Source organism: Maribacter sp. C-4077, assembly GCF_055378385.1.
Genome location: NZ_AP038807.1, coordinates 1,776,870 through 1,798,417 on the forward strand (window position 1 = coordinate 1,776,870; position 21,548 = coordinate 1,798,417).

19 protein-coding genes are annotated in these 21,548 nt (G+C 43.4%); 8 read left to right on the plus strand and 11 right to left on the minus strand.

Going from position 1 to position 21,548, the window contains the following annotated elements:
- The first annotated feature begins 53 nt into the window (after positions 1–53).
- Together ACZ41C_RS07640 and ACZ41C_RS07645 are read left to right on the plus strand one after the other, a co-directional pair.
- Entirely contained in the window at positions 54–599 is a 546-nt protein-coding gene (locus tag ACZ41C_RS07640) for a type 1 glutamine amidotransferase domain-containing protein (RefSeq protein WP_464565325.1), read from the plus strand.
- Positions 600–667: 68 nt separating this feature from the next.
- Entirely contained in the window at positions 668–1,822 is a 1,155-nt protein-coding gene (locus ACZ41C_RS07645) for a methionine aminotransferase (protein ID WP_464565327.1), read from the plus strand.
- On the opposite strand, the gene ACZ41C_RS07650 is transcribed toward ACZ41C_RS07645, so the two are convergent.
- From ACZ41C_RS07650 to trhO, 9 genes are all read right to left on the minus strand, one after another.
- Positions 1,819–2,970 carry a serine hydrolase domain-containing protein gene (locus ACZ41C_RS07650; RefSeq protein ID WP_464565329.1) on the minus strand — a complete coding sequence of 384 codons (1,152 nt, stop codon included), beginning with the start codon at positions 2,968–2,970 and terminating at the stop codon, positions 1,819–1,821. The genes ACZ41C_RS07645 and ACZ41C_RS07650 overlap by 4 nt on opposite strands.
- A 111-nt stretch (positions 2,971–3,081) precedes the next feature.
- A complete protein-coding gene (locus ACZ41C_RS07655) occupies positions 3,082–3,609 on the minus strand; it encodes a GNAT family N-acetyltransferase (RefSeq protein WP_138256571.1) in 528 nt (175 codons plus the stop codon).
- A gap of 2 nt (positions 3,610–3,611) precedes the next feature.
- Positions 3,612–5,984 carry a S9 family peptidase gene (locus ACZ41C_RS07660; RefSeq protein ID WP_464565331.1) on the minus strand — a complete coding sequence of 791 codons (2,373 nt, stop codon included), beginning with the start codon at positions 5,982–5,984 and terminating at the stop codon, positions 3,612–3,614.
- 494 nt (positions 5,985–6,478) lie between these two features.
- Entirely contained in the window at positions 6,479–7,135 is a 657-nt protein-coding gene (locus ACZ41C_RS07665; protein WP_138257312.1) for a CoA transferase subunit B, read from the minus strand.
- A 1-nt stretch (position 7,136) separates the two neighbouring features.
- Positions 7,137–7,838, minus strand: a complete 702-nt coding sequence (locus ACZ41C_RS07670; protein ID WP_138256569.1) for a CoA transferase subunit A — start codon at positions 7,836–7,838, stop codon at positions 7,137–7,139.
- A 112-nt stretch (positions 7,839–7,950) separates the two neighbouring features.
- Positions 7,951–10,293, minus strand: a complete 2,343-nt coding sequence (locus ACZ41C_RS07675) for a penicillin-binding protein 1A (RefSeq protein WP_464565334.1) — start codon at positions 10,291–10,293, stop codon at positions 7,951–7,953.
- Positions 10,294–10,297: 4 nt separating this feature from the next.
- On the minus strand, positions 10,298–10,783 hold the full coding sequence (locus ACZ41C_RS07680; RefSeq protein WP_464565336.1) for a gliding motility lipoprotein GldH: 486 nt from the start codon (positions 10,781–10,783) through the stop codon (positions 10,298–10,300).
- Positions 10,776–11,957: a PSP1 domain-containing protein gene (locus ACZ41C_RS07685; RefSeq protein ID WP_272635824.1), complete on the minus strand. Its 1,182-nt coding sequence runs from the start codon at positions 11,955–11,957 to the stop codon at positions 10,776–10,778. The genes ACZ41C_RS07680 and ACZ41C_RS07685 overlap by 8 nt, the downstream gene beginning before the upstream one ends.
- A gap of 143 nt (positions 11,958–12,100) precedes the next feature.
- Complete coding sequence (gene trhO, locus ACZ41C_RS07690; RefSeq protein WP_464565338.1) at positions 12,101–13,141, minus strand: oxygen-dependent tRNA uridine(34) hydroxylase TrhO; 1,041 nt, start codon at positions 13,139–13,141, stop codon at positions 12,101–12,103.
- A gap of 331 nt (positions 13,142–13,472) precedes the next feature.
- Here trhO and recA point away from each other — a divergent pair, with 331 nt between their 5' ends.
- From recA to ACZ41C_RS07710, 4 genes are all read left to right on the plus strand, one after another.
- Complete coding sequence (gene recA, locus ACZ41C_RS07695; protein ID WP_138256564.1) at positions 13,473–14,480, plus strand: recombinase RecA; 1,008 nt, start codon at positions 13,473–13,475, stop codon at positions 14,478–14,480.
- 204 nt (positions 14,481–14,684) lie between these two features.
- Complete coding sequence (locus tag ACZ41C_RS07700) at positions 14,685–15,101, plus strand: hypothetical protein (protein WP_138256563.1); 417 nt, start codon at positions 14,685–14,687, stop codon at positions 15,099–15,101.
- A 70-nt stretch (positions 15,102–15,171) separates the two neighbouring features.
- On the plus strand, positions 15,172–15,735 hold the full coding sequence (locus ACZ41C_RS07705; RefSeq protein WP_464565341.1) for an RNA polymerase sigma factor: 564 nt from the start codon (positions 15,172–15,174) through the stop codon (positions 15,733–15,735).
- A gap of 37 nt (positions 15,736–15,772) precedes the next feature.
- Positions 15,773–17,275 carry a porin family protein gene (locus tag ACZ41C_RS07710; RefSeq protein WP_464565343.1) on the plus strand — a complete coding sequence of 501 codons (1,503 nt, stop codon included), beginning with the start codon at positions 15,773–15,775 and terminating at the stop codon, positions 17,273–17,275.
- A gap of 11 nt (positions 17,276–17,286) precedes the next feature.
- Here ACZ41C_RS07710 and ACZ41C_RS07715 read toward each other — a convergent pair whose 3' ends face one another.
- On the minus strand, positions 17,287–18,027 hold the full coding sequence (locus ACZ41C_RS07715) for a lysophospholipid acyltransferase family protein (protein ID WP_464565345.1): 741 nt from the start codon (positions 18,025–18,027) through the stop codon (positions 17,287–17,289).
- Positions 18,028–18,100: 73 nt separating this feature from the next.
- Here ACZ41C_RS07715 and trpS point away from each other — a divergent pair, with 73 nt between their 5' ends.
- A complete protein-coding gene (gene trpS / locus ACZ41C_RS07720) occupies positions 18,101–19,069 on the plus strand; it encodes a tryptophan--tRNA ligase (protein ID WP_464565347.1) in 969 nt (322 codons plus the stop codon).
- A 273-nt stretch (positions 19,070–19,342) separates the two neighbouring features.
- Here the strand turns inward: trpS and dprA are convergent, their stop codons facing one another.
- Entirely contained in the window at positions 19,343–20,461 is a 1,119-nt protein-coding gene (dprA, locus tag ACZ41C_RS07725; RefSeq protein ID WP_138256558.1) for a DNA-processing protein DprA, read from the minus strand.
- Between the two features lie 91 nt (positions 20,462–20,552).
- On the opposite strand from dprA, the gene ACZ41C_RS07730 reads away from it, so the two are divergent.
- Positions 20,553–21,515, plus strand: coding sequence for an HU domain-containing protein (locus ACZ41C_RS07730; protein ID WP_464565349.1), 963 nt, complete (start codon positions 20,553–20,555; stop codon positions 21,513–21,515).
- Positions 21,516–21,548: the final 33 nt, after the last annotated feature.

Consider the following 21,548-nt stretch of genomic DNA (forward strand, 5'->3'; position numbering starts at 1 on the left):
CCTATTATTATATTCTTGTAGTGATAGATTATTAACTTAAAAAAATGAATATAATGAAGAGGATAGCAATTTTAGCAACACATGGATTTGAAGAAAGTGAATTGAAATCACCTAAAGAAGCCATGGAAAAAGAAGGCTTTCAAGTGGACATCATAAGTCCGGAAAACGGAAAAATAAAAAGCTGGGCCAATGGCAACTGGTCAAACAGTTACGATGTGGACAGAAATCTTTCCGAGGTAAAAGCATGGGATTATAATGCTTTGGTATTGCCCGGAGGTGTAATAAATCCAGATACCCTAAGAAGAAACGAAGATGCCTTGGTTTTGGTTAGGGATTTCTTTAGCATGAAAAAGCCGGTGGCGGCAATATGCCATGCCCCCCAGATTTTGATCAGTGCCGATGTCGTAAAAGGAAGAACCTTGACTTCTTTCAGTTCCATAAAGGATGATCTCATCAACGCTGGAGCCAAATGGGAAGACAAGGAAGTTGTTGTGGATGAAGGTTTTGTAACAAGTAGAAATCCACAGGATTTACCTGCATTTAACTCAAAAGTAATTGAGGAAATAAAGGAAGGTAAACATGAAGCGCAACATGCTTAATTTTTTAGTTTAGTTGTTTGGAAAGGCCCGGGTTTATTCTCGGGCTTTTTTGGTTTATTTTTATGATTATGAATATCGATACGAAAAACAGTTCCAAACTGCCCAATGTAAAAACTACCATTTTTACGACCGTAGGGAATTTGGCTCGAAAACATAAGGCTCTTGACCTGTCCCAAGGGTTTCCAAATTTTGAGGCGGACCCGAATCTTATTTCCTTGGTGAACAATGCCATGATGGAGGGACACAACCAATATGCCCCCATGCAAGGGTATTTTGGGCTAAGGGAGGTTATTTCTGAAAAAATTCAAACACTTCACGGTCATCAATACCATCCAGAAAATGAATTGACCATTACTGTGGGCGCTACCCAGGCCATTTACACGGCCTTATCGGCATTTGTGCATGCAGGGGATGAGGTAATCGTACTAAAACCTGCCTATGACTGCTATGAGCCGGCCATTCTCGTCAATGGGGGCAAACCTGTCTTCCTCCAATTGGATGCCCCGGATTATAGCATAGACTGGGAAGCCTTCAAAGCCAAAATCACCAAAAAAACTAAAATGGTGATAATCAATACGCCGCATAATCCCAGTGGAAAAATAGTTTCCCAAAACGATATGCTACGGTTACAGGAAATTCTCAAGGACACGAATATTTTGGTATTGAGCGATGAGGTGTACGAGCATATTGTATTTGACGGACAACAGCACCAGAGCGTATCCAGATTTCCGGATTTGGCGCAGCGTAGCTTTGTCTGCGCCTCCTTTGGCAAGACCTTTCATGTTACCGGCTGGAAAATGGGTTATTGTGCCGCTCCAAAAGCCCTGATGGAAGAATTTAGAAAAGTGCACCAATTTGCCGTCTTCTGTGTTGACCATCCCGTACAGCGGGCTTTGGCAGAATACTTAAAAACCCCCGAACACTATCTTGGGCTCAATGATTTTTATCAAAGGAAGCGAGATCTATTCCTAAAGGGTCTTGCCGATAGCAAATTTAAGTTCATCCCCTCGCAAGGCACCTATTTCCAACTGTTGGACTATACCCAAATTACCCAAGAATCGGACGAGGACTTTGCCAAAAAACTGATTCTCGAGCATAAATTGGCAAGTATTCCCATATCCTCGTTTAACGTAAACGACAGGGATGATAAAGTACTCCGATTTTGCTTTGCGAAAAAGGAGGAAACGTTGGAAAGGGCTGTGGAAATTTTGTCCTCACTTTAGTTTATTGCCTGATTTAATTTGGACATGAATTCCCCGATTTTATTGGGCTCCAACCAACGGGTGACGACGACCATATCATTTTCAGGGTCTATGACGATAAAATTTCCGCCAAAACCAGCGGCGTAGTATATGTTTTGCGACAATCCCTCCCAATGCCTGTCCCCTTTTTTATTCAACCACCACATATAGCCGTAATTGCTATTTGGAACGGAGGGTGTTATGGCTTTCTCGATCCACTCCTTACTAATCAATTGTTCGTTTTTCCATTTGCCATTGTTCAGGAACAGCAAGCCAAAACGGGCCATATCTTCCGTATTGATGAACATTCCTCCTCCTGAATGGCCACCGCCTGTCACGGATTTCATATTAATACCATCGATTTCCGTCCACGCATGGTCGTATCCATGCCATCTCCAGGTTGTGCTCGCCTCAATCGCATCCATGATATTTTCCTTCAAAACTTGGGGAAGCGGTTTTCGCCATACATGGGTAAGGGCATAGGCTAGTACGTTGACACGTACATCGTTATATTCCATGAACGTACCGGGCTCCTTGGGTTTTTCAAATTTCCAGTCATCGATATCACCTTCTCGCGGTGGCCGGTCCGCCCAATCCTTTCCACCCCATAATTCACCGGACCAAGCCGAATTCTGTTGTAATAGATGTTCCCAGGTGATTTTGGAATTGTGTTCCCCTTCAAAGGTACCGTCCCAAATATAATCACCGGCCTTATCCTGTGTTGTGGAGATCAATCCTTGGTCCCATGCAAGTCCGGCCATGGTACTTAAAAAGCTTTTGGTGACGCTAAAGGTCATATCCACCCTTTTTACATCGCCCCACTGTGCTATTACATAGCCATTCTTAAGAATCATTCCCGCAGGACCGCCCCGTTTTTTGGTAGGACCCGATATCTCATGGAAAGGCTCCCTTTCAAAACCCTTTAATATAGCGATCCTTAAATCTCGGGAACCGGTATATTCGTTCGCTTCGGCAAAGTCTACGACCGCTTTTAGTCTTTCGGTATTGACTTTATATTCCGTTGGATTTTTTTGTTCCCAAAGGGCATTTCGCTCCGGAAAGTAATATTCCTGGGCGTTTAACATACCGCATAATGATAGGGTGAGCAAGGTGTACAATAATTTTTTCATACGCTTAAGTTAAGGTAACATATGGATTTTTAAACATTTCCTTTTGTGATTGTATTTAGTTAATGATAGTAAATACCTTAATGAGGTTTTCATCTTACATTAACTTTGTTTTTAAAAGTCGAAACGCATGAGCCAATCCGTTTGCTCGTCCTGTCCAATAAAGTAGGGATGTGTCCCAAACTTATAGAATCCATGACGTTCATAAAAAGCGATGGCACGGGGGTTTTTCTCCCAAACGCCCAACCACAAAAATGATTTTTCGTTTCCTTTGACCCAATCCTTTATCCAATCCAAAATCCGCTTCCCCAATTGTTTTCCCTGGAAGGCTTTAAGGACATAGATACGTTCCAGTTCCATTGAACCCTCTTGTTTTATATCCGTTTGGGCATCGCCTTCGTTCAATTTAAAATAGGCCGCCAAAACACCCTCGAAATACACAAAATAAAAATTCATTTTAGGGTTGTCAAGTTCCTTCCCTAGCTGTGTTCTTGAAAAGGCCTTGTCCAAATATACATTGAAATCCTCGGGATTGTTCTGAGCTTGAAAAGCATCGGAAAATGTAGTTCTGGAAATGGTCATTAATTCCTTTAATTCCGAAGGTCGACACGGCATAAATTCTATTTTGGGAATATTCGGCATTTCTAATCCGTTAAAGTTTCCTCGAACAATTTGAATATGCGTTTATACTCATCGGTCCAGCTACTAGGTTCCACAAAACCGTGGCGTTCCACAGGATATACGGCCATTTCCCAGTTTTCCTTGCCCAGTTCTATGAGCCGTTGGGATAATCGGACCATATCTTGAAAATGCACGTTGTCATCCACCATTCCGTGTAAAATAAGCAATTTACCTTCTAGACCTTCCGCAAAATAGATAGGGGAACTCCGTTTATAGGCCAGACTGTCCGCTACCGGCGTATTCAGAATATGCGCGGTATACGGGTGGTTATAGGCCGCCCAATCGCCCACAGAGCGTATGGCCGCTCCGGCACTAAAGGTTTCCGGTGCGTTGAACATGCCCATTAAGGTTATAAATCCGCCGTAGGAGCCACCATAGATACCGATTTTATCCGGATCAACCCCGTAATTCTTTACCAAGTAGTTGGCGCCATCCACTTGGTCTGACAGGTCCTTGCCACCCATGTGACGGTATATGCCCGTCCGCCAATCCCTACCGTAACCGGCACTGCCGCGGTAATCGATGTCCAAGACGGTATAGCCATTGTCCACCAATAGATTGTGGAACATATATTCACGGTAGTAGGAGCTCCACCATTTATGGGCATTCTGTAAATAGCCTGCACCGTGCACGAAAATTACGGCCGCGTTATTCTTGACTTCCAACTTGGGGGTGTACAACCTTGCGTGAACCATGGCACCGTCAGAGGCCGAAAACGTAATAACCTTTGGATCCTTCCAATCATAGGAATTGAATGCTGTCGTATTGGAATTTGTGATGGTTGTAGGTTCGCTTGTATCTCCAAACAGCGGATTGCCTTGGAGGTACAGCTCTGTGGGCTTGTTGGAGTAGGAATGTAGAATGGCCATCTGTGTTTCATCTGGTGAAAGCGTTACGTCGTTTCTGCCTTCCCATTGGGTCAATTGTTCCATTCTGCCCCCTTTTAGGGGCATGGTATAAAACTGGCGGTCGCCTGGATGGTTCTTATTTACCGTAAAATACCAGCGTTTTTTATCCTTGGAGATAAAGGGGTCATAAACTTCAAAATTGCCCGAGGTCAAGGCCTTTTTGTTCTTGCCGTTCATATCCATGGTATACAGGTGGGAATAGCCTGTTTTTTCGGATTTATACCAAATACTTTTTCCGTCGGGCATCCAACCCAGGTCGCCCCCATCAAACCACCCAGTAATGCCGGGGCCCGCAATCCAAGCCTCGTCATGTTGCCGGTCAAGGAGTTCTATTTTTCCCGTTTTGGCATCCAAAAGCACCAACCATCGGTTTTTATAATTGCTGGCCTGAATGTCCAAAATGGCCTTTTCACCCTCAGGATGCCATGTAGGACTGGGTATCCTTCCAATGGGGTTTTCGTTTTGATATGTCTTGTCCGGGTAATCCTGCATGAATTCCGGAACATCGTTCAGCCCTTCCAGGCTATCCAAAACAACGTTATATTGGGTACGTTTCTTAGTGTCGTACACGAACATTTCATAGGTGGGAAGTTCGTCGCCTACCTTGGTCCGGGTGGTTTGTTCTTCCGTATACCCGGATTCCGTCACAAAATGGGGTACCATCGTGCTTTTGTTTTTAGGGGAATCCATCAGCACAAAGCTAATATAGCGCCCATTAGGGGAAATGGTTTGGTTGATGACCTGTTTCTTTCCTGTTGCTATGGGCAGGGGTTCAAGGGCTTCCATTTTTTTGGTAATTTGCTCGCCTAACTCCTTTTTTTCCTTCCGTTGGCGTAAAACACCAAAAAGCTCCAATTGATCTTGGTACAGCCATTCATCCTTCTCGCTCCGTTTGGAGTCTTCCGCAACTTGTTCCACAAAATCAGTAAGCTGTTCCAAAACCCCATTGTCCATATCCCAAGAAAAAAAATTGGACCCGTTGACAAAAGCCACTTTTTTGCCATTTTCTGTAAAGTGCGGATTGGATTCCCTTTCCTTGGTTTTGGTGATGGCCAAGGATTTGCCCGTGGCATTATCCAATAGGAAAATGTTCCCGTTTTTAGTATAGACCGATTTATTTAGCGTGGGATGGTCCACCTTTTGTGTTGCGGGAAGTTTTTGCGCTTCAAGGAAACCGACTTTTTCAATGTTTTTGGAATTTAAATTATAGCTATAAAGCGAATCGCTATAGGCCATTTCTGGATTCCAATCGAAATAGATGGCGGATTGGTCGGTCGCCCATAAGACATTGGAAGGCCGGTGCCCGATAAAGTCATCGCCTTTCATGATATCCTCAATTTTTAATCTGGAGGTATTCGAAGCTTGCGCGGCTACGTCCACTAAGTGCCCTAGAAATAGGGTGCAAAAGACAAAAAAGTACTTTGTCATAGAAACTGAATTTAATTCTCAAAGAAGAGTAAGATGATAAAGCAATAAAAATAGGAATAATTAGCAGGTTAGGGCTGGCAATTTATAATTAAGATTTGGATGTAAATTGTCCAATACTATTTCCAATTCAAAAGTGAGCTAATTTAATGGTTCATTTTTCAATTAGAAACAAAAAAAGAGCAACCTGGGGGAGTTGCTCTTTACAGTTAATTTCATTTGCTTTTGACCTAAAGCATGAAAAGCTTTTTCGTCAAACGTACAAAACCACTAAAAAAATCATTATGGTATACTTGCACTTTTTCTTCTCTCGGAATGTAATTCTGGGTATCCATCTTCGGTTAAGTTTTACTTTTACTTTGGGTTAAAAAATATCAGTGACGTAAATATAGGTACAAAGAGAAGCTGTTTGTGAATTATTGTTGTGAAGTTATCCAAGAATGTTGTGAATAAATCAAGGTATTTGATTTATCCGATGAAATGCAATGGTTGTAGTGTTAGTCCAATTTCATTTCAGGAATGTCCCCGGACACGATAAGTGTACCTTCCGTAGCCTGTTTTATTTCTTCCACGGATACTCCTGGCGCACGTTCCAACAGGATAAAACCTTCTGGGCCTATTTCCAGTACCGCAAGGTTCGTCACAATTTTTTTTACACACTTTACGCCCGTGAGCGGTAGGGTGCATCTTTTTAATAATTTGGATTCCCCGGCCCTATTTGTATGCATCATCGCCACGATAATATCTTCTGCGGATGACACCAAATCCATCGCTCCTCCCATTCCTTTGACCATTTTACCCGGTATTTTCCAATTGGCAATATCCCCGTTTTCAGCAACTTCCATAGCCCCTAAAATGGTAAGGTCTACATGTTTGCCCCGTATCATGGAAAAACTGGTGGCCGAATCGAAAAAGGAGGCACCGGGCAAGGTTGTAATGGTTTGTTTACCTGCATTTATAATATCTGCATCCTCTTCACCTTCAAAAGGAAACGGGCCCATTCCCAATACGCCATTTTCGCTCTGAAATTCTACACTAATATCGTCACGTACAAAGTTTGCCACCAGTGTAGGTATACCGATACCGAGGTTCACGTAATAACCGTCCTTTACTTCTTTGGCGATACGTTTTGCAATTCCGTTTTTATCTAACATTTTAATTTCTTTTTCGTACGGTTCGTTGTTCGATTCTTTTCTCATAACCTTCTCCTTTGAAGATTCTTTGGACAAAAATCCCCGGAACATGTATTTGATTGGGGTCCAAAGACCCGGCGGGTACCAGTTCCTCTACTTCGGCTACTGTGATTTTTGCCGCACCACACATCACCGGATTAAAATTTCGGGCCGTTCCCTTAAAAATGAGGTTGCCGGCCTCATCGCCCTTCCATGCCTTGACGAAGGAAAAATCGGCTTTGAAAGCTTCCTCAAGCACATACATTTTTCCATTGAACTCCCGTGTTTCCTTACCTTCCGCGACTTCGGTGCCGTAGCCTGCCGGAGTGAAAAAAGCTGGAAATCCACCTTGTGCGGCCCTACATTTTTCTGCCAAGGTCCCTTGGGGGGTCAGTTCCACCTCCAATTCCCCACTAAGCATTTGCCGTTCAAATTCGTCGTTTTCGCCCACGTAGGATGAAATCATTTTTTTTATCTGACGCTTTTGAAGTAAAAGCCCTAAACCAAAGTCATCTACACCTGCGTTGTTGGAAATGCAGGTGATGTCCTTTATGCCCAATCGCACCAATTCTTCTATGGCCTTCTCCGGAATTCCGCATAATCCGAATCCGCCGAGCATAAATGTCATGCCATTTTGAACCCCGGCAAGCGCGTCCGATACTTTTGAAACCGTTTTTCTAATCATATCTGTACATTAAATGTCATATTACTAAAATAACGCTTTTAGATTGAACAAAATAAAAAAGCCTCGGTGTATACCGAAGCTTTTTTAAAAATTTTGCAATATTTGACGTATATCAAAAATCCAAATCTTCAAGATCATCCTCAATCTCAATATCCTTCTGTTGGTCTTCAATAAATTGGGTACAATCTGTGACAATGGTCATATCTTCCGGTTTTTCAAAATCTTCCTTGGATACGCCCAATTCCTCGTTCGCATAATTCTTTTTCATATACAATCCCCAAATGGGCAATGCCATGGAGGCTCCTTGGCCATAAAGTATATTTTTAAAATGGATGGAACGCTCTTCACCACCTACCCAAACACCGGTAACCAAATTAGGCACCATACCCATAAACCACCCGTCACTGTTGTTTTGGGTGGTACCCGTTTTCCCGGCAATGGGGTTGGTGAGCTCATATGGGTATCCCGTAATAATCTCTTTATACACCGTATTATTCTTGTTGTAAGCATGTCTCAGGCGCGTACCTGAACCACCTTGGGTTACCCCTTTCATCAAATCGATCATGGCATAGGAAACTTCCTTGCTCAGCACATCTTTCGTCTCTGGAACATACTCATACAATACGGTCCCGTTTTTATCCTCGATTCGGGTTACCATAACTGGTTTTACATAGACCCCTTGATTGGCGAAGGCTCCATACGCCCCAACCATATCATAAATATTGGCATCCAAGGTACCCAGGGCGATGGAAGGAACTTCCGGAACTTCCCCAGACATTCCTAAGTTTTTGGCAATGGACACGACAGATTTTGGTCCCACCTTATCGATTAATTGTGCGGTTACGGTATTAACGGAATTGGCCAAGGCGTGCTTTAAGGTCATTTCCTTACCCGTGTACTTAAAATCGGAATTTCTTGGGCACCAAGCCTCCATGTTTCCATGTTTGCCCGCCTCTATGCAATATTGTGTATCCGGTAGTTTTTCACAGGGCGAAAGTCGGAGTTGATCTATGGCGGCGGCATATACAAATGGCTTGAACGTAGAACCTACCTGCCGGGCCCCTTGTATAACGTTATCGTATTGAAAGTGCTTGTAATTGATACCCCCAACCCAAGCCTTTACATGGCCTGTTTGAGGCTCCATGGACATCATCGCCGCCCTTAAAAAGGTTTTGTAGTACCTGATGGAATCCAAAGGGGTCATGACGGTATCCTTTTCACGGGTATCGCTTTTCCAATCGAATACGGTCATTTCGGTTTTTTTGGTGAAGGAACTCCTGATTTCCTCTTCTGATTTGCCCGCTGCCTTCATCTCTCTCCAACGATCGGAGTTTTTCATGGCACGCTCCATGATTGCTTCCGTTTCCTCTGGGGTAATATCAGAGAAAGGTGTAGTTGCATTTCGTTCCTTGGTGTTTTGATTGAAAAACTCGGCCTGTAGGTTTGCCATATGGGCGTATACCGCCTCTTCGGCGTTGGCCTGCATCTTGGAATCGATCGTGGTGTATATTTTCAATCCATCCAGATATATGTTCCATTTATCACGTTCACCGGCCAAGGCGGGTTTGGGATTTTCGTCGATCCAATCCTTCATAAAACGTTGCAAGTACATCCTAAAATAAGTGGCCAAACCTTCCCTATGGTTCTCCGGATTGTAGTTGATGTCCATTTTTAGGGCCTGCAAGGAATCCTTTTCCTGCTCGGTGATATAATCGTATTTGGCCATCTGGGCCAGCACAACGTTTCTTCGGGTTTTGACCATTTCCTCTCTTCGAAGTGGATTGAAAAGCGAAGAATTTTTGAACATACCAACCAACATGGCAGATTCCTCTATTTTCAAATCCTTGGGCTCCTTTCCAAAATAGATACGTGCTGCGGAACGAATACCATCCGCATTGTTTCCAAAATCATAAATGTTAAAGTACATGCTTATGATTTCCTCCTTGGTATAGCTTCGCTCCAAGCGTGTGGCCAATACCCATTCCTTTATTTTTTGTTTGATTGCGTCCAGTTTACTTCTGGAGCGGACCCCCACAAAAAGCTGCCGCGCCAACTGCTGGCTAATGGTACTTGCGCCACCTTTGGTTCCCAAAAAGAAGAAGGCACGTACGGTTCCCCTAAAATCGATTCCGGAATGGTCCTGAAACCTGGCATCCTCCGTGGCTACCAAGGCGTTGACCAAATTCTCCGGCAGATCCTTATATTTTACATCGGTACGGTTATCGTCCAAATAAAATTTCCCCAACAACTCGCCATCTGAAGAAATTATCTGGGATGCTAGATTGGTTTGCGGGTTTTCCAAATATTCGTAGGGCGGTAGTTCTCCGAAAAACCCCCATGCGGCGGAAAGAAAAATAAGTGCGACCATTGCCACACCCGACGCAAATAGTATCCAGAACCATTTGATATATTTTGAAAAACCGGAGTTGCCTTTCTTTTCTGTCGCTTTTGCCATGAGCCTAGGGATTACTTTTTGTTAATTCAAAACCTACGTCGGTAATGCCTTCCAGGGAAATCACCCCTTGAACATTTCCGTTTTTTCGCATCGCGTGCGAAACTTCTAAAGTATATACGCCAGAATTGGGAAAAACGATGTTTTCCTTATACCATAATTTGTTCTCCTTCAAACTCCCGGAACCTTTGCCGAGCCAAGTACCGTCCGGCAGTGCCATGGTATATTCAAGGGTGTCCTGTAGCACCTCACCTTCCGGGGTATTCAGTGCCGTAATTAAAAAAAGATTGCTGTAGGGAAATGTATCGTCGTTACGAACATTGATGAAGATATCGTATTGCTGTAGGGTATCCAATTCAGAAAACGTGAACTCCAAAACATCGTCTTTGTTCCAAACGGCCCCATTGAGACTTTTATACTCGGTTGCGACCACATTGGTATTACATGATTGGAGTAGGAATATGGCAAACACCAAAAAAAGACAGTTACGCATTTTTTTTGCTCCTATTTCGTTTTCTATTTTTATTCGTATTCTTTTTTCTGTTCCTGTTTCTGTTGCCTTTTGAATTTTTCTTCGGCCTATCAAAACGGGTAAGGCTATCTTGACCCACTACATTTTCAAAAACTACCTTATCCTCAACAATATTGTCCGCCGCATAAATTTCAAGGCTTGGAACTTTTTCTTTTTTCTTGTTTTTTTCGATGATCTCGTTCACCTGGTCCTTGGAGAGGACATGCCAATTGGCCGGTTCATCCTTGTATGAAAACCAAAGCAGTTCCTTGAAAATATCCGTTTTTTGACAGAAGGCCAATCCCTTTTCCGTAAACAGCTTGGTGTCCTGTGGTGGAAAGTCCTTTAGGGCATCCAGGTAAACGTCCAGCTCATAATTAAGGCAGCATTTCAGTTTACCGCATTGTCCCGCCAATTTTTGGGGATTTAACGAGAGCTGTTGATAACGTGCGGCAGAGGTGCTTACGGACCTGAAATCCGTTAACCAGGTGGAACAGCACAACTCTCTTCCGCAAGACCCGATACCGCCCAAACGTTGGGCTTCTTGCCTATAGCCTATTTGCCGCATTTCGATACGAATACCAAAAGCCTTGGCCATATCCTTGATCAATTGACGGAAATCAACCCGGTCCTCCGCGGTATAATAAAAAGTTGCTTTGGATCCATCGCCTTGAAATTCCACATCTGAAATCTTCATCTGCAGTTTTAGGATGATCGCGATTTCCCTGGACCGTTTTTTTATTTCCTCTTCCCGGTTCCGGCACTTTTGCCAGATGTCTATGTCCTTTTGCGTGGCCTTTCTGTATACTTTGGGAATTTCCTCTTTGGAAGGGTCTATTTTCTTACGTTTCATTTGCACACGGACCAGTTCGCCCGTGAGGGTCACCATGCCAACGTCATGACCCGACTGTGCCTGAGTGGCCACCACATCCCCTATGGATAAGGATAGGTTTTCCGTATTTCTAAAGAATTCCTTTCTACTGTTCTTAAAACGCACCTCCACATACTCAAATGGACGCTCTCCGTTGGGAAGCGACATGTTTGAAAGCCAATCAAAAACAGTTAATTTATTGCAACCATCTGTACCGCAAGTACCGTTATTCTTGCATCCCTTTGGTTGTCCATCCTTGCCGGTAGAACAACTACTACAACCCATATTTTATATATTGATTTGGCCCAATCCCAAAAGATTTGCCAAACTAGGTTCATAAAAAATCTTCTTGTAAAGATAATGAAAATCTATGCGAAAAAAAGAGCACTTAATTTACCCTGATCTTGATATATGGATTTCCGGTAGACCTAAACAGGTTGCTTTTTATACTTGAGAACCTCTGAGCGCCCTTTTTTAAAGATTTTGTTACTTACCACTTTCCCTTTTCTCAGCGCCTTTTGTTCTTCGTAAGGCAATGCATGTATCTCCTTACAATGGTCCGAACAACAATCGTTCATTTTTTCGGCACATTTTTTACATTGAATGAACAGAAGGTGACAGGCCTCATTGGCACAGTTTACATGGTCATCGCAGGGTTCCCCACATTGATGGCATTGGGAAATGATATCATCGCTGATGCGTTCGCCCCTTCTATGGTCGAACACAAAGTTTTTGCCTAAAAATTTGTTCTCCAGTTTCAGTTGTTCTACTTGTCTGGTGTATTCGATTATACCCCCTTCCAGTTGGTAGACCTGTTTGAAACCTTTGTGTTTGTAATAGGCACTGGCCTTTTCGCAACGGATGCCTCCGGTACAGTACATGACCAATTTCTTGTCTTCTTTGTGGTCCTGAAGGTCCTTTTCGATGATATCCAAGGAATCCCTAAACGTATCCACATCTGGCGTAATGGCGTTCTTAAAATGACCGATTTCGCTTTCATAATGATTTCTCATATCTACCAAGACGGTATCGGGGTCTTCTATGAGCTCATTGAATTTCTCCGCATTCACGTGAACCCCTTTGTTGGTTACATCGAAGGTGGCATCGTTAAGGCCATCGGCCAGGATCTTATGCCGTACCTTGACCTTTAATTTTAAAAAGGACATATTGTCCTGTTCTATGGCGATGTTCAATCGCACATTTTCCAAAAAGGTAATACTATCCAAAAAATCCTTGAATCGCCCAAAGTTCTCTGCGGGAACGGACAATTGGGCGTTGATGCCTTCATGGGCTACGTAAATTCGGCCCAAGACATCCATTTCGTTCCAATGAATGAACAAATGATTTCTAAAAATGACAGGATTGCCAATGTGTGCATATTTATAGAAAGAAATGGTCAGGCGATCCTGACCGGCCTTTTCAATAAGGGCCGCCCTTTCCTTTGCACTTAAGGTATTGTACAGTTGCATGCTATACGAATAGTTAAGTTAACAAATTTTGAGGGGCAAAGATATAAAATCCCGTAGGAAGGTCGGTTACCTATTCCGCATAAAAAAAGCCCCGAATAATTCGAGGCTCTTCGTTCGGCCATCCCTGCTTTTCTTCTTCACAGCATTGTTTGAGTTAGTTTCTATCAAGAAATGGCCATCAAAACCAGTGACACTAAAACCAACCAACAAAACATGTTTTGCCAGTTTGCTTTTTAACTAGATAAGAAAAGTTGCAAATGGTTGCGTTCAAAAACCGAATATTCTTTTTTAAGAAAAGAAACACTAATTTAGCGTTCCTAAAAAACACACAATGAGTTCCGAAAAAGAAGCCAAATTAAAAGCCCTGAAACTGACCCTTGATAAACTGGATAAGACCTATGGAAAAGGCGCCGTAATGAAGATGGGCGACAGTGTTGTTGAAGATGTAGAGGTAATTCCGTCCGGATCCTTGGGACTTGACATTGCCTTGGGTGTTGGCGGATATCCCCGCGGAAGGGTTATTGAGATATATGGGCCTGAATCTTCGGGAAAGACCACCTTGACATTGCATGCCATTGCCGAGGCACAGAAAAAAGGTGGAATCGCGGCGTTTATTGATGCGGAACACGCGTTCGACCGTTTTTATGCCAAAAAGCTGGGGGTGGATATCGATAATCTCATCATATCCCAACCTGACAACGGTGAGCAGGCCTTGGAAATTGCGGATAATTTGATTCGTTCCGGAGCGATTGATATCGTAATCGTGGATTCCGTGGCAGCTTTGACGCCCAAGAGCGAGATCGAAGGCGAAATGGGCGATTCAAAAATGGGATTGCATGCCAGATTGATGTCACAGGCACTACGTAAATTAACAAGTTCCATAAGCAAGACCCATTGTACGGTGATTTTCATCAACCAGCTACGGGAGAAGATTGGGGTGATGTTCGGGAACCCTGAAACAACCACAGGGGGTAATGCCCTAAAATTCTATGCTTCGGTCCGATTGGACATTAGACGTTCTACACAGATAAAAGATACGGACGGAAACATTCAAGGTAACAAGACCCGGGTAAAAGTGGTCAAGAACAAGGTAGCGCCTCCATTCAGGACCACCGAGTTCGACATCATGTACGGCGAGGGAATCTCCAAGGTAGGAGAAATCATTGACCTTGGCGTGGAGTACGAAATCATTAAGAAAAGTGGTTCCTGGTTCAGTTACGGCGATACCAAACTAGGGCAGGGTAGGGATGCAGTCAAAACACTTTTAATGGACAATCCTGAATTACTGGATGAATTGGACGGCAAAATTCGTGAAGCCCTCAACGCGGTCAACAACTAAACTCGGTTGTAAGGTATCTATGGGGTTTTAGATCCGAAAAGAGTTTCTCGATTTACTGTAGGATTTCAAAAATATTGCCAGAACCAACAAGTTCAATCCTTTTGTCCCATTATCTTATTAAATCAAATCCCTCATTAATTAGTGGGGGATACTACGCAACCTTTAGGGGGTATTTTCATCTTTCTTATAAAAGAAATTGTAACGATGATTAAAAAATATACCCTAGTGGTTGCGTTTTTCGCTTTGGTATTGGGAAGTTGTTCCCTAGAAGATGATGAACCCAACTTTAATTTTAAGGCATTGCGCATAGAAAGTGCGGAATTACCGGAATCCTTCAATTTGAACGAAACCTATCAGATAAAGGTAACCTATTTATTGCCAGATGGTTGTACGCAATATGAAGGTTTTGATGTGACCAGGGAAGATACGACCGTAAGAAATGTAGTTGCCATAGGTGTTGCAATGACAGATTTGGTATCTTGTACCCAAGCGGTTATCCAAGAGGAGGCATCCTTTAACTTTATAGTTAAATATGACCAACCCTATACTTTTAGGTTCTATCAGGGGGAGAATAGTGATGGCGAACCTGAGTTTTTGGAGGTAGAGGTACCCGTCAACTAAAAGAACATTTTCGGAGTACCCTTAGGTGCCAATAAATCTTGGATTTAGAGTAAAAATACAACCAACTAATTTGTCGCAGGAAGAACTGGTACATAGATGTAAGAAAGGCGAACGCAAGGCCCAAGAGCTATTGTATAGGCAATACGCTGGAGTACTCTTTGGTATCTGTTTGAAGTATTCCCGCAATAAAACGGAAGCAGAGGACAACCTGCATGATAGTTTTATGACCATTTACGATAAAATTGGACAGTACGAATCCAAAGGGTCTTTTGAAGGTTGGATAAAGCGAATTACGATAAATACGGTATTGCAGAAATACAGACAGCAGGAGTATTTAAGCGTAGTCAATGAGAATATTCCAGACGAGGTAATCGTAGAGTCCAATTATGCGGATATAGGGCTTCCATCCTTATTGGGTTATATACAGGAACTGCCCAATAAATATAGGACAACCTTCAACTTGTATGTGCTGGACGGTTATAGCCATAAAGAAATCAGTCAGATGTTGGGAACCACAGTGGGCACCTCCAAGTCCAATTTGGCCCGCGCCAGAATGTTGTTGAAGGAAAAGATAGAAAGTAAACTGTCACAATCCATTATTGGGTTGGTGATTATTATAGGTAATTGTTTTTGATTCCATAGGGAATCCGTAGAAATATGAGTTTTGAAAAATGAGTAAGAAGCATTTAGACGAATTGTTCCAGGAAAGATTCAAAGGATTTGAGGAAACACCTGATGAAAAGGTCTGGTCTGCCATAGAAGCGTCTTTGGACAAAAAAAGGAAAAAGAGGATATTGCCCTTGTGGTGGCAACTGGCCGGAGTAGCGGCAGTCCTTATCGTTGGTCTGCTACTGTTTAATCCGTTTAACAACGAGGTTTCTCCGGACACCCATACCATAACAGATACGGAACAAACGGATGAAACCCCTCAATTATCAAAAGACCCTATACAGACAAAAAACGAAAATGGGCGTGAAACTGAAATGAATAGAAGTGCCGAATCCAAAGATGGTTCTAACACTATAGATGAAACTTCCGTGGCGGACACGGATACTGAATTGAATGGTACTATCTCAACCAATAAAGTCGTTAATTCTGCGGACGCCCAAGCCAACATTCGCTCTGGCCGATCCAATAGTGAAGCCACAAAACAGGATGGCCAGCAGATTACCAAGAATACCGGTATTGCCGAGCAATATTTGACTGAAAAGGACAGGCAAAATACGGAAGTCGCTTCGGTTTATACTACGCAATCCAACGATACTCAAGAAAATGGTACCGGCGAAGATGCTGTTAGTGGAACGGGTGAAGTAGTTTTGAGAAATGAAACTATAGTCTCCGCGGAGAAAAATAAGAACCCTGAAACCAAGGGTGTTGACGAAAAAAAATCCCTTTATGAAGAAATTCAGGCCATGGAGGAGGAAGAAAAAGTCGCGTCCAGAACATCGGGCAATAGATGGTCTGCGGGACCTAGTATTGCGCCTGTGTATTTTGATGCTATTGGAACGGGATCTCCAGTAAGTCCCATGTTCAGTACCAATTCCAAATCCGGTAATGTCAATATGAGTTATGGGCTATCGGTAGCGTATGAAATTAGTCCAAAACTATCGGTACGTTCCGGGGTACATAAGGTGGATTATGGGTATAATACCAACGATGTGTTTTTTACATCTTCCCTTTCGGCCTTTAGCGAAAACCGCATCGCGAATATAAATTATGCGGAAACCGCTGAAAACATTGTGGTCTCGGCGAGCAACGCCACCTTGAACGTGGATAGCAAATCCTTTGACGTATCTGCTCGTTCTGCCAATAGATCCGGTGTCATGGCACAACAATTAGGCTATTTGGAAGTTCCCGTGGAGGTAAGTTATGCGTTGGTAAATAATAAATTCGGTGTACATGTGATCGGCGGGGTGAGTTCCCTGTTTCTTGTGGACAACGACGTAGATTTGACTTCTGGTAATCTTACCACCCAGATCGGGGAGGCCAACAATGTCAACGACCTTAACTTCAGTGCCAATTTTGGAATTGGTTTGGGGTATCAATTTTCACAAAGATTGAAATTGAACGTAGAGCCGGTGTTTAAGTATCAGCTAAACACTTTTTCCAATGTGGATGGTACCTTTAACCCATATACGATTGGGGTGTATAGTGGCATCAGCTTTAAGTTTTAAAAGAAAACATATCACATTGAGGAATGTAGGTCTTGATAAATAACATTCCTAACCTCCTCCCGCAAGGTACCCTTGTCCTCTTCGGATAAAATACCGGTTTCAAAGAACTCGTGGACCCTGGCCCTTACCACGCCCGGCCCTCCACTAAAAAAGGTGAAGGAAAAACGCTTTTTATTGTCATGAAAGGTAATGGGTACCAAAGGTATTTTATGGGCAATGGCCATTTTAAAGGCCCCGTCCTTAAAAGTGTCCAGGATGATGCTTTCGTCATCTGGCACACCGCCTTCCGGAAAAATACAGATGCTAAGGCCTTGATTAAGTCGCCGCTGTGCCCTTCTGTAGACGCCCGTCCTACTTTGGGTACTGTCGCGATCCACCATAATGCAGACTCTTTTATAAAAAAAGCCGAAAACAGGGATTTTTACCAATTCCTTTTTTCCTACGAATACAAAAGGGTTTTTGCTCACGTAAAGCATCAGCATGATATCCAACATACTGGTATGGTTGGCAACGAGCATGTAGCTTTTCCCTGGCTTCAGTTCTTGGTCATAGGTGACTGTTGGAGGGCATCCCATGCCATATAAAATGGGTTTCGCCCAAAGGTTTCTGGCCATCCAAAAGAATTTGGGGTACCATACCTCCTTGGAAGCGAACAAAAGCAAAAACGGGAAAAACAGAAATATTGGAACGGCCACAAGCACGTAAAACCAAATTCGATAGAGCGTTTGACCAATGCGCACGAATAGTACCATGCATCAAAAATAGCGATTCTACCCTTGTTTTTTTCTATTTGTTTTATCTTTGTCGCCTTATAGAATTTAGCAAATGGCAAGAATTTTAACAGGTATCCAAAGTACCGGCACGCCCCATTTAGGAAATATCCTTGGGGCGATTATACCGGCCATAGAAATGGCAAGCGACCCAAAGAACGAATCGTTCTTGTTTATTGCAGATATGCATTCCCTTACCCAGATCAAGAATGCCGATGTCCTGCGCGAAAACACCTATGCCATAGCCGCTGCTTGGTTGTCTTTTGGCCTGGATATCAACAAAACCGTTTTTTATAGACAGAGCGATGTTCCCCAGGTAACGGAACTTTCGTGGTACTTGAGTTGTTTTTTCCCCTATCAGCGACTTACGCTGGCTCATTCCTTTAAGGACAAGGCCGATAGGCTTGAAGATGTAAATGCCGGTTTATTCACCTATCCCATGCTTATGGCCGCGGATATTCTGCTGTATGACGCCCACATCGTCCCGGTTGGAAAGGACCAATTGCAACATATTGAAATGACACGGGACGTAGCGCACCGATTTCACGCGCAATTGGGAGAGACCTTTGTGGTTCCCGAGGGAAAAGTACAGGAAGAGACCATGTACGTTCCGGGGACCGATGGTGCCAAAATGAGTAAAAGCAGGGGGAATCTTATCAATTTGTTTCAGCCCGATAAAAAACTACGCAAACAGATAATGGGCATTCAAACCGATAGTACCCCTATGGAAGATCCAAAGGACCCAACTAGGGACAATGTGTTCGCCCTCTATAAATTAATGGCTTCCAAGTCCCAAATTGAAGAGATGACCGCGAACTATCTGGGAGGCAATTATGGATATGGGCATGCCAAACAGGCCTTGTACGAACTGCTTCTGAACAAGTTTGAGGAACCCCGGGAAAAATTCGAGTACTTTATGAACCATTTGAACGAAGTTGACGAAGCTTTAGCCTTGGGAGCCGAAAAGGCCAAAAAAGTGGCGGACGGCGTTTTGGCCAGGGTTCGGGAAAAGTTGGGGTATTAGGTCCACTTACTCCCCTCGATACATTAACAGTGCTCAGCACGGGCGGAGGAGAATTTGTTCCTTACTTTTTGTAATTGGGCCTCCCGAACTTTTAAAAGATAAAAGCACCAAAAATTTAAGTAAACCGACCAGCTGGTCGGTTTTGTGTTTTATGAAGCATTAAATTTTTTGGAATAGAACGGTAAGGCTCCGTTCTTTATCGGTGAATGGCGTAAAGCCCGTCCATTTTAATTTGGGTCCCAATGCAGACAAACCGTGTGGTCTGTAAAAATCCTACACCGCCTCGAACAATTTACCCGGCAAGGGCCGTATGACCCCTTTCATTTCCATGGAAAGTAAGGTTGCAGAGGTCTTAAAAATGGGCAATTGGCAATCGAACGCGATGCTGTCCAGCAATTGTTTTCCCTCCTGTTGTAAGTAGGAATAAATTCTTTGTTCTATTTCGTCCAGATCAATGAATAATTGCTTTTGAACGGCTTTGGCATGGGTTTCCTGGAGGTCCCAGTTCAAAAGATAGATCAAATCTGCCGCTGAGGTCAACATCTGGGCCTTTTGTTGCTTGATGAGGTTGTTGCAGCCAACGCTGTATTTATCCGTACTTCTTCCCGGAAGGGCGAACACGTCGCGGTTATAACTGTTCGCGATATCTGCTGTGACCAGACTTCCTCCTTTTTCGGCAGATTCCACCACAACGGTCGCTTCGCTCATCCCGGCGATAATCCTGTTGCGTTTTAGGAAATTTTCCCGTTCCGGAATGCTGGTGCTCCAGAATTCCGTAAAGAACCCACCATTATGCAGGACATCGGCTTGATATTTCTTGTGCACTTTTGGGTAAATCTGGTTTAGGCCATGTGCCAAACAGCCTATGGTCTGCAAGCCTTGATTAATGGCTTCGCGCTGAATGCAGATGTCCACACCGTAGGCGAACCCGCTTACGATTACGGGATTTAGCGGCATCAAATCGGCAATGAACTGTTCGCAAAAGGCGGTACCGTAACTGGTAATGTTCCGCGTCCCCACCACACTAATGATTTTTCGGCCTTCCAAATCGATATTTCCCTGCTTGAATAGAAGTATCGGGCTATCGATACAATTGCGCAGATGCCTGGGATATTCGGTATCTTCAAAATAGGCGACCTCTATTTCATTATCCAGGATAAACTGGTATTCCTTTTCGGCATCGGAATGGTTCGCGGCATCGTACAGGTGTTTTAGGGTGTAGGTGCCAATACCATCGATCTTTAATAGCTGGTTTTGTTTCTGCCTGAAAATTTCCTGCGGACTTCCGCAATGGGCAATCAATCTTTTGGCAATGACATCGCCAATATTGGGTACGTTCTGCAAGCGTAATATTGCAATCAACTCATCCGCAGTATGTTGTATAAAGCTCATTTTTTATCCACCAGGGATTACAAATATAATGTTAATAAAAAGTTATGTCCGTAATTTTGTGAAGCCCTATTTTTTTTGATATTTGCCAACGATGGTCGTAGAGCACTATATAAGCGAATTACTATATCGATACAATTGTGTGGTGGTGCCCAACTTTGGGGCCTTCCTTACACAGCATACCTCCGCGCGTATCAACGACATTACCAATACCTTTTTTGCCCCCGCCAAGTCCATATCTTTCAACGAGCAATTGATTTCGAACGACGGTCTGCTGGTTTCGTACATCGCCGAAGCTGAAAATTCCTCTTTTGAGGATATTCTGTCCAAAATAGAAACGATTACCAAACAGTGGAAAAGTACTTTGAACGCCGGGGAAAAACTGAGTCTTAAGAATATTGGCCTATTGTGGAACAATGCCGAAAACAGGATTCAGTTCCAACCTTATTACGAAGTCAATTACCTTACCTCTTCCTTTGGATTGTCATCGTTTAAGTCGATTCCCGTGACACGGGAAGTACTTAAAGAGGAGGTAGAAGCCATTGAAGAAAAGATTCCCTTTATCATTAGCCCGGAAAAAAGGGAAAAAACCCGTTTTAGGCCGTATTTGAAATATGCCGCAATTTTGTTGTTGGCCATTTCCGCCGGGTTTACGGGCTATCAGGTGTTCAACAACGGATTCCAATCCCAGCAGGTAGTTAGGGAAGATGCGAAAAAGGAAGTTGAAAGACAGATACAGGAAGCTACTTTTTTCAACACCGCTCCTTTGGAACTTCCCACGGTGAGCGTAGATGCCGTTTCCACGGCCGCCGTTAAGGTAGATGAAACCGCCAAACACCATATTGTGGCCGGAGCCTTTCGGGTCAAGGCGAATGCCGACAGAAAAATCGCTTCCCTACAGAGCAAAGGGTACAAGGCCGCATATTACGGTACCAATGCCTATGGACTTCACGTAATTACCTATGATCGATTTACAGATCCCAAGGAGGCCCTGACCGAATTACGTCGCATCAAGCGTACCGAGTCCAAGGATGCCTGGCTGCTTTCCGAAAAATAACCGGCTTATTTTCCCTTAGAATTTTTGTTGCTC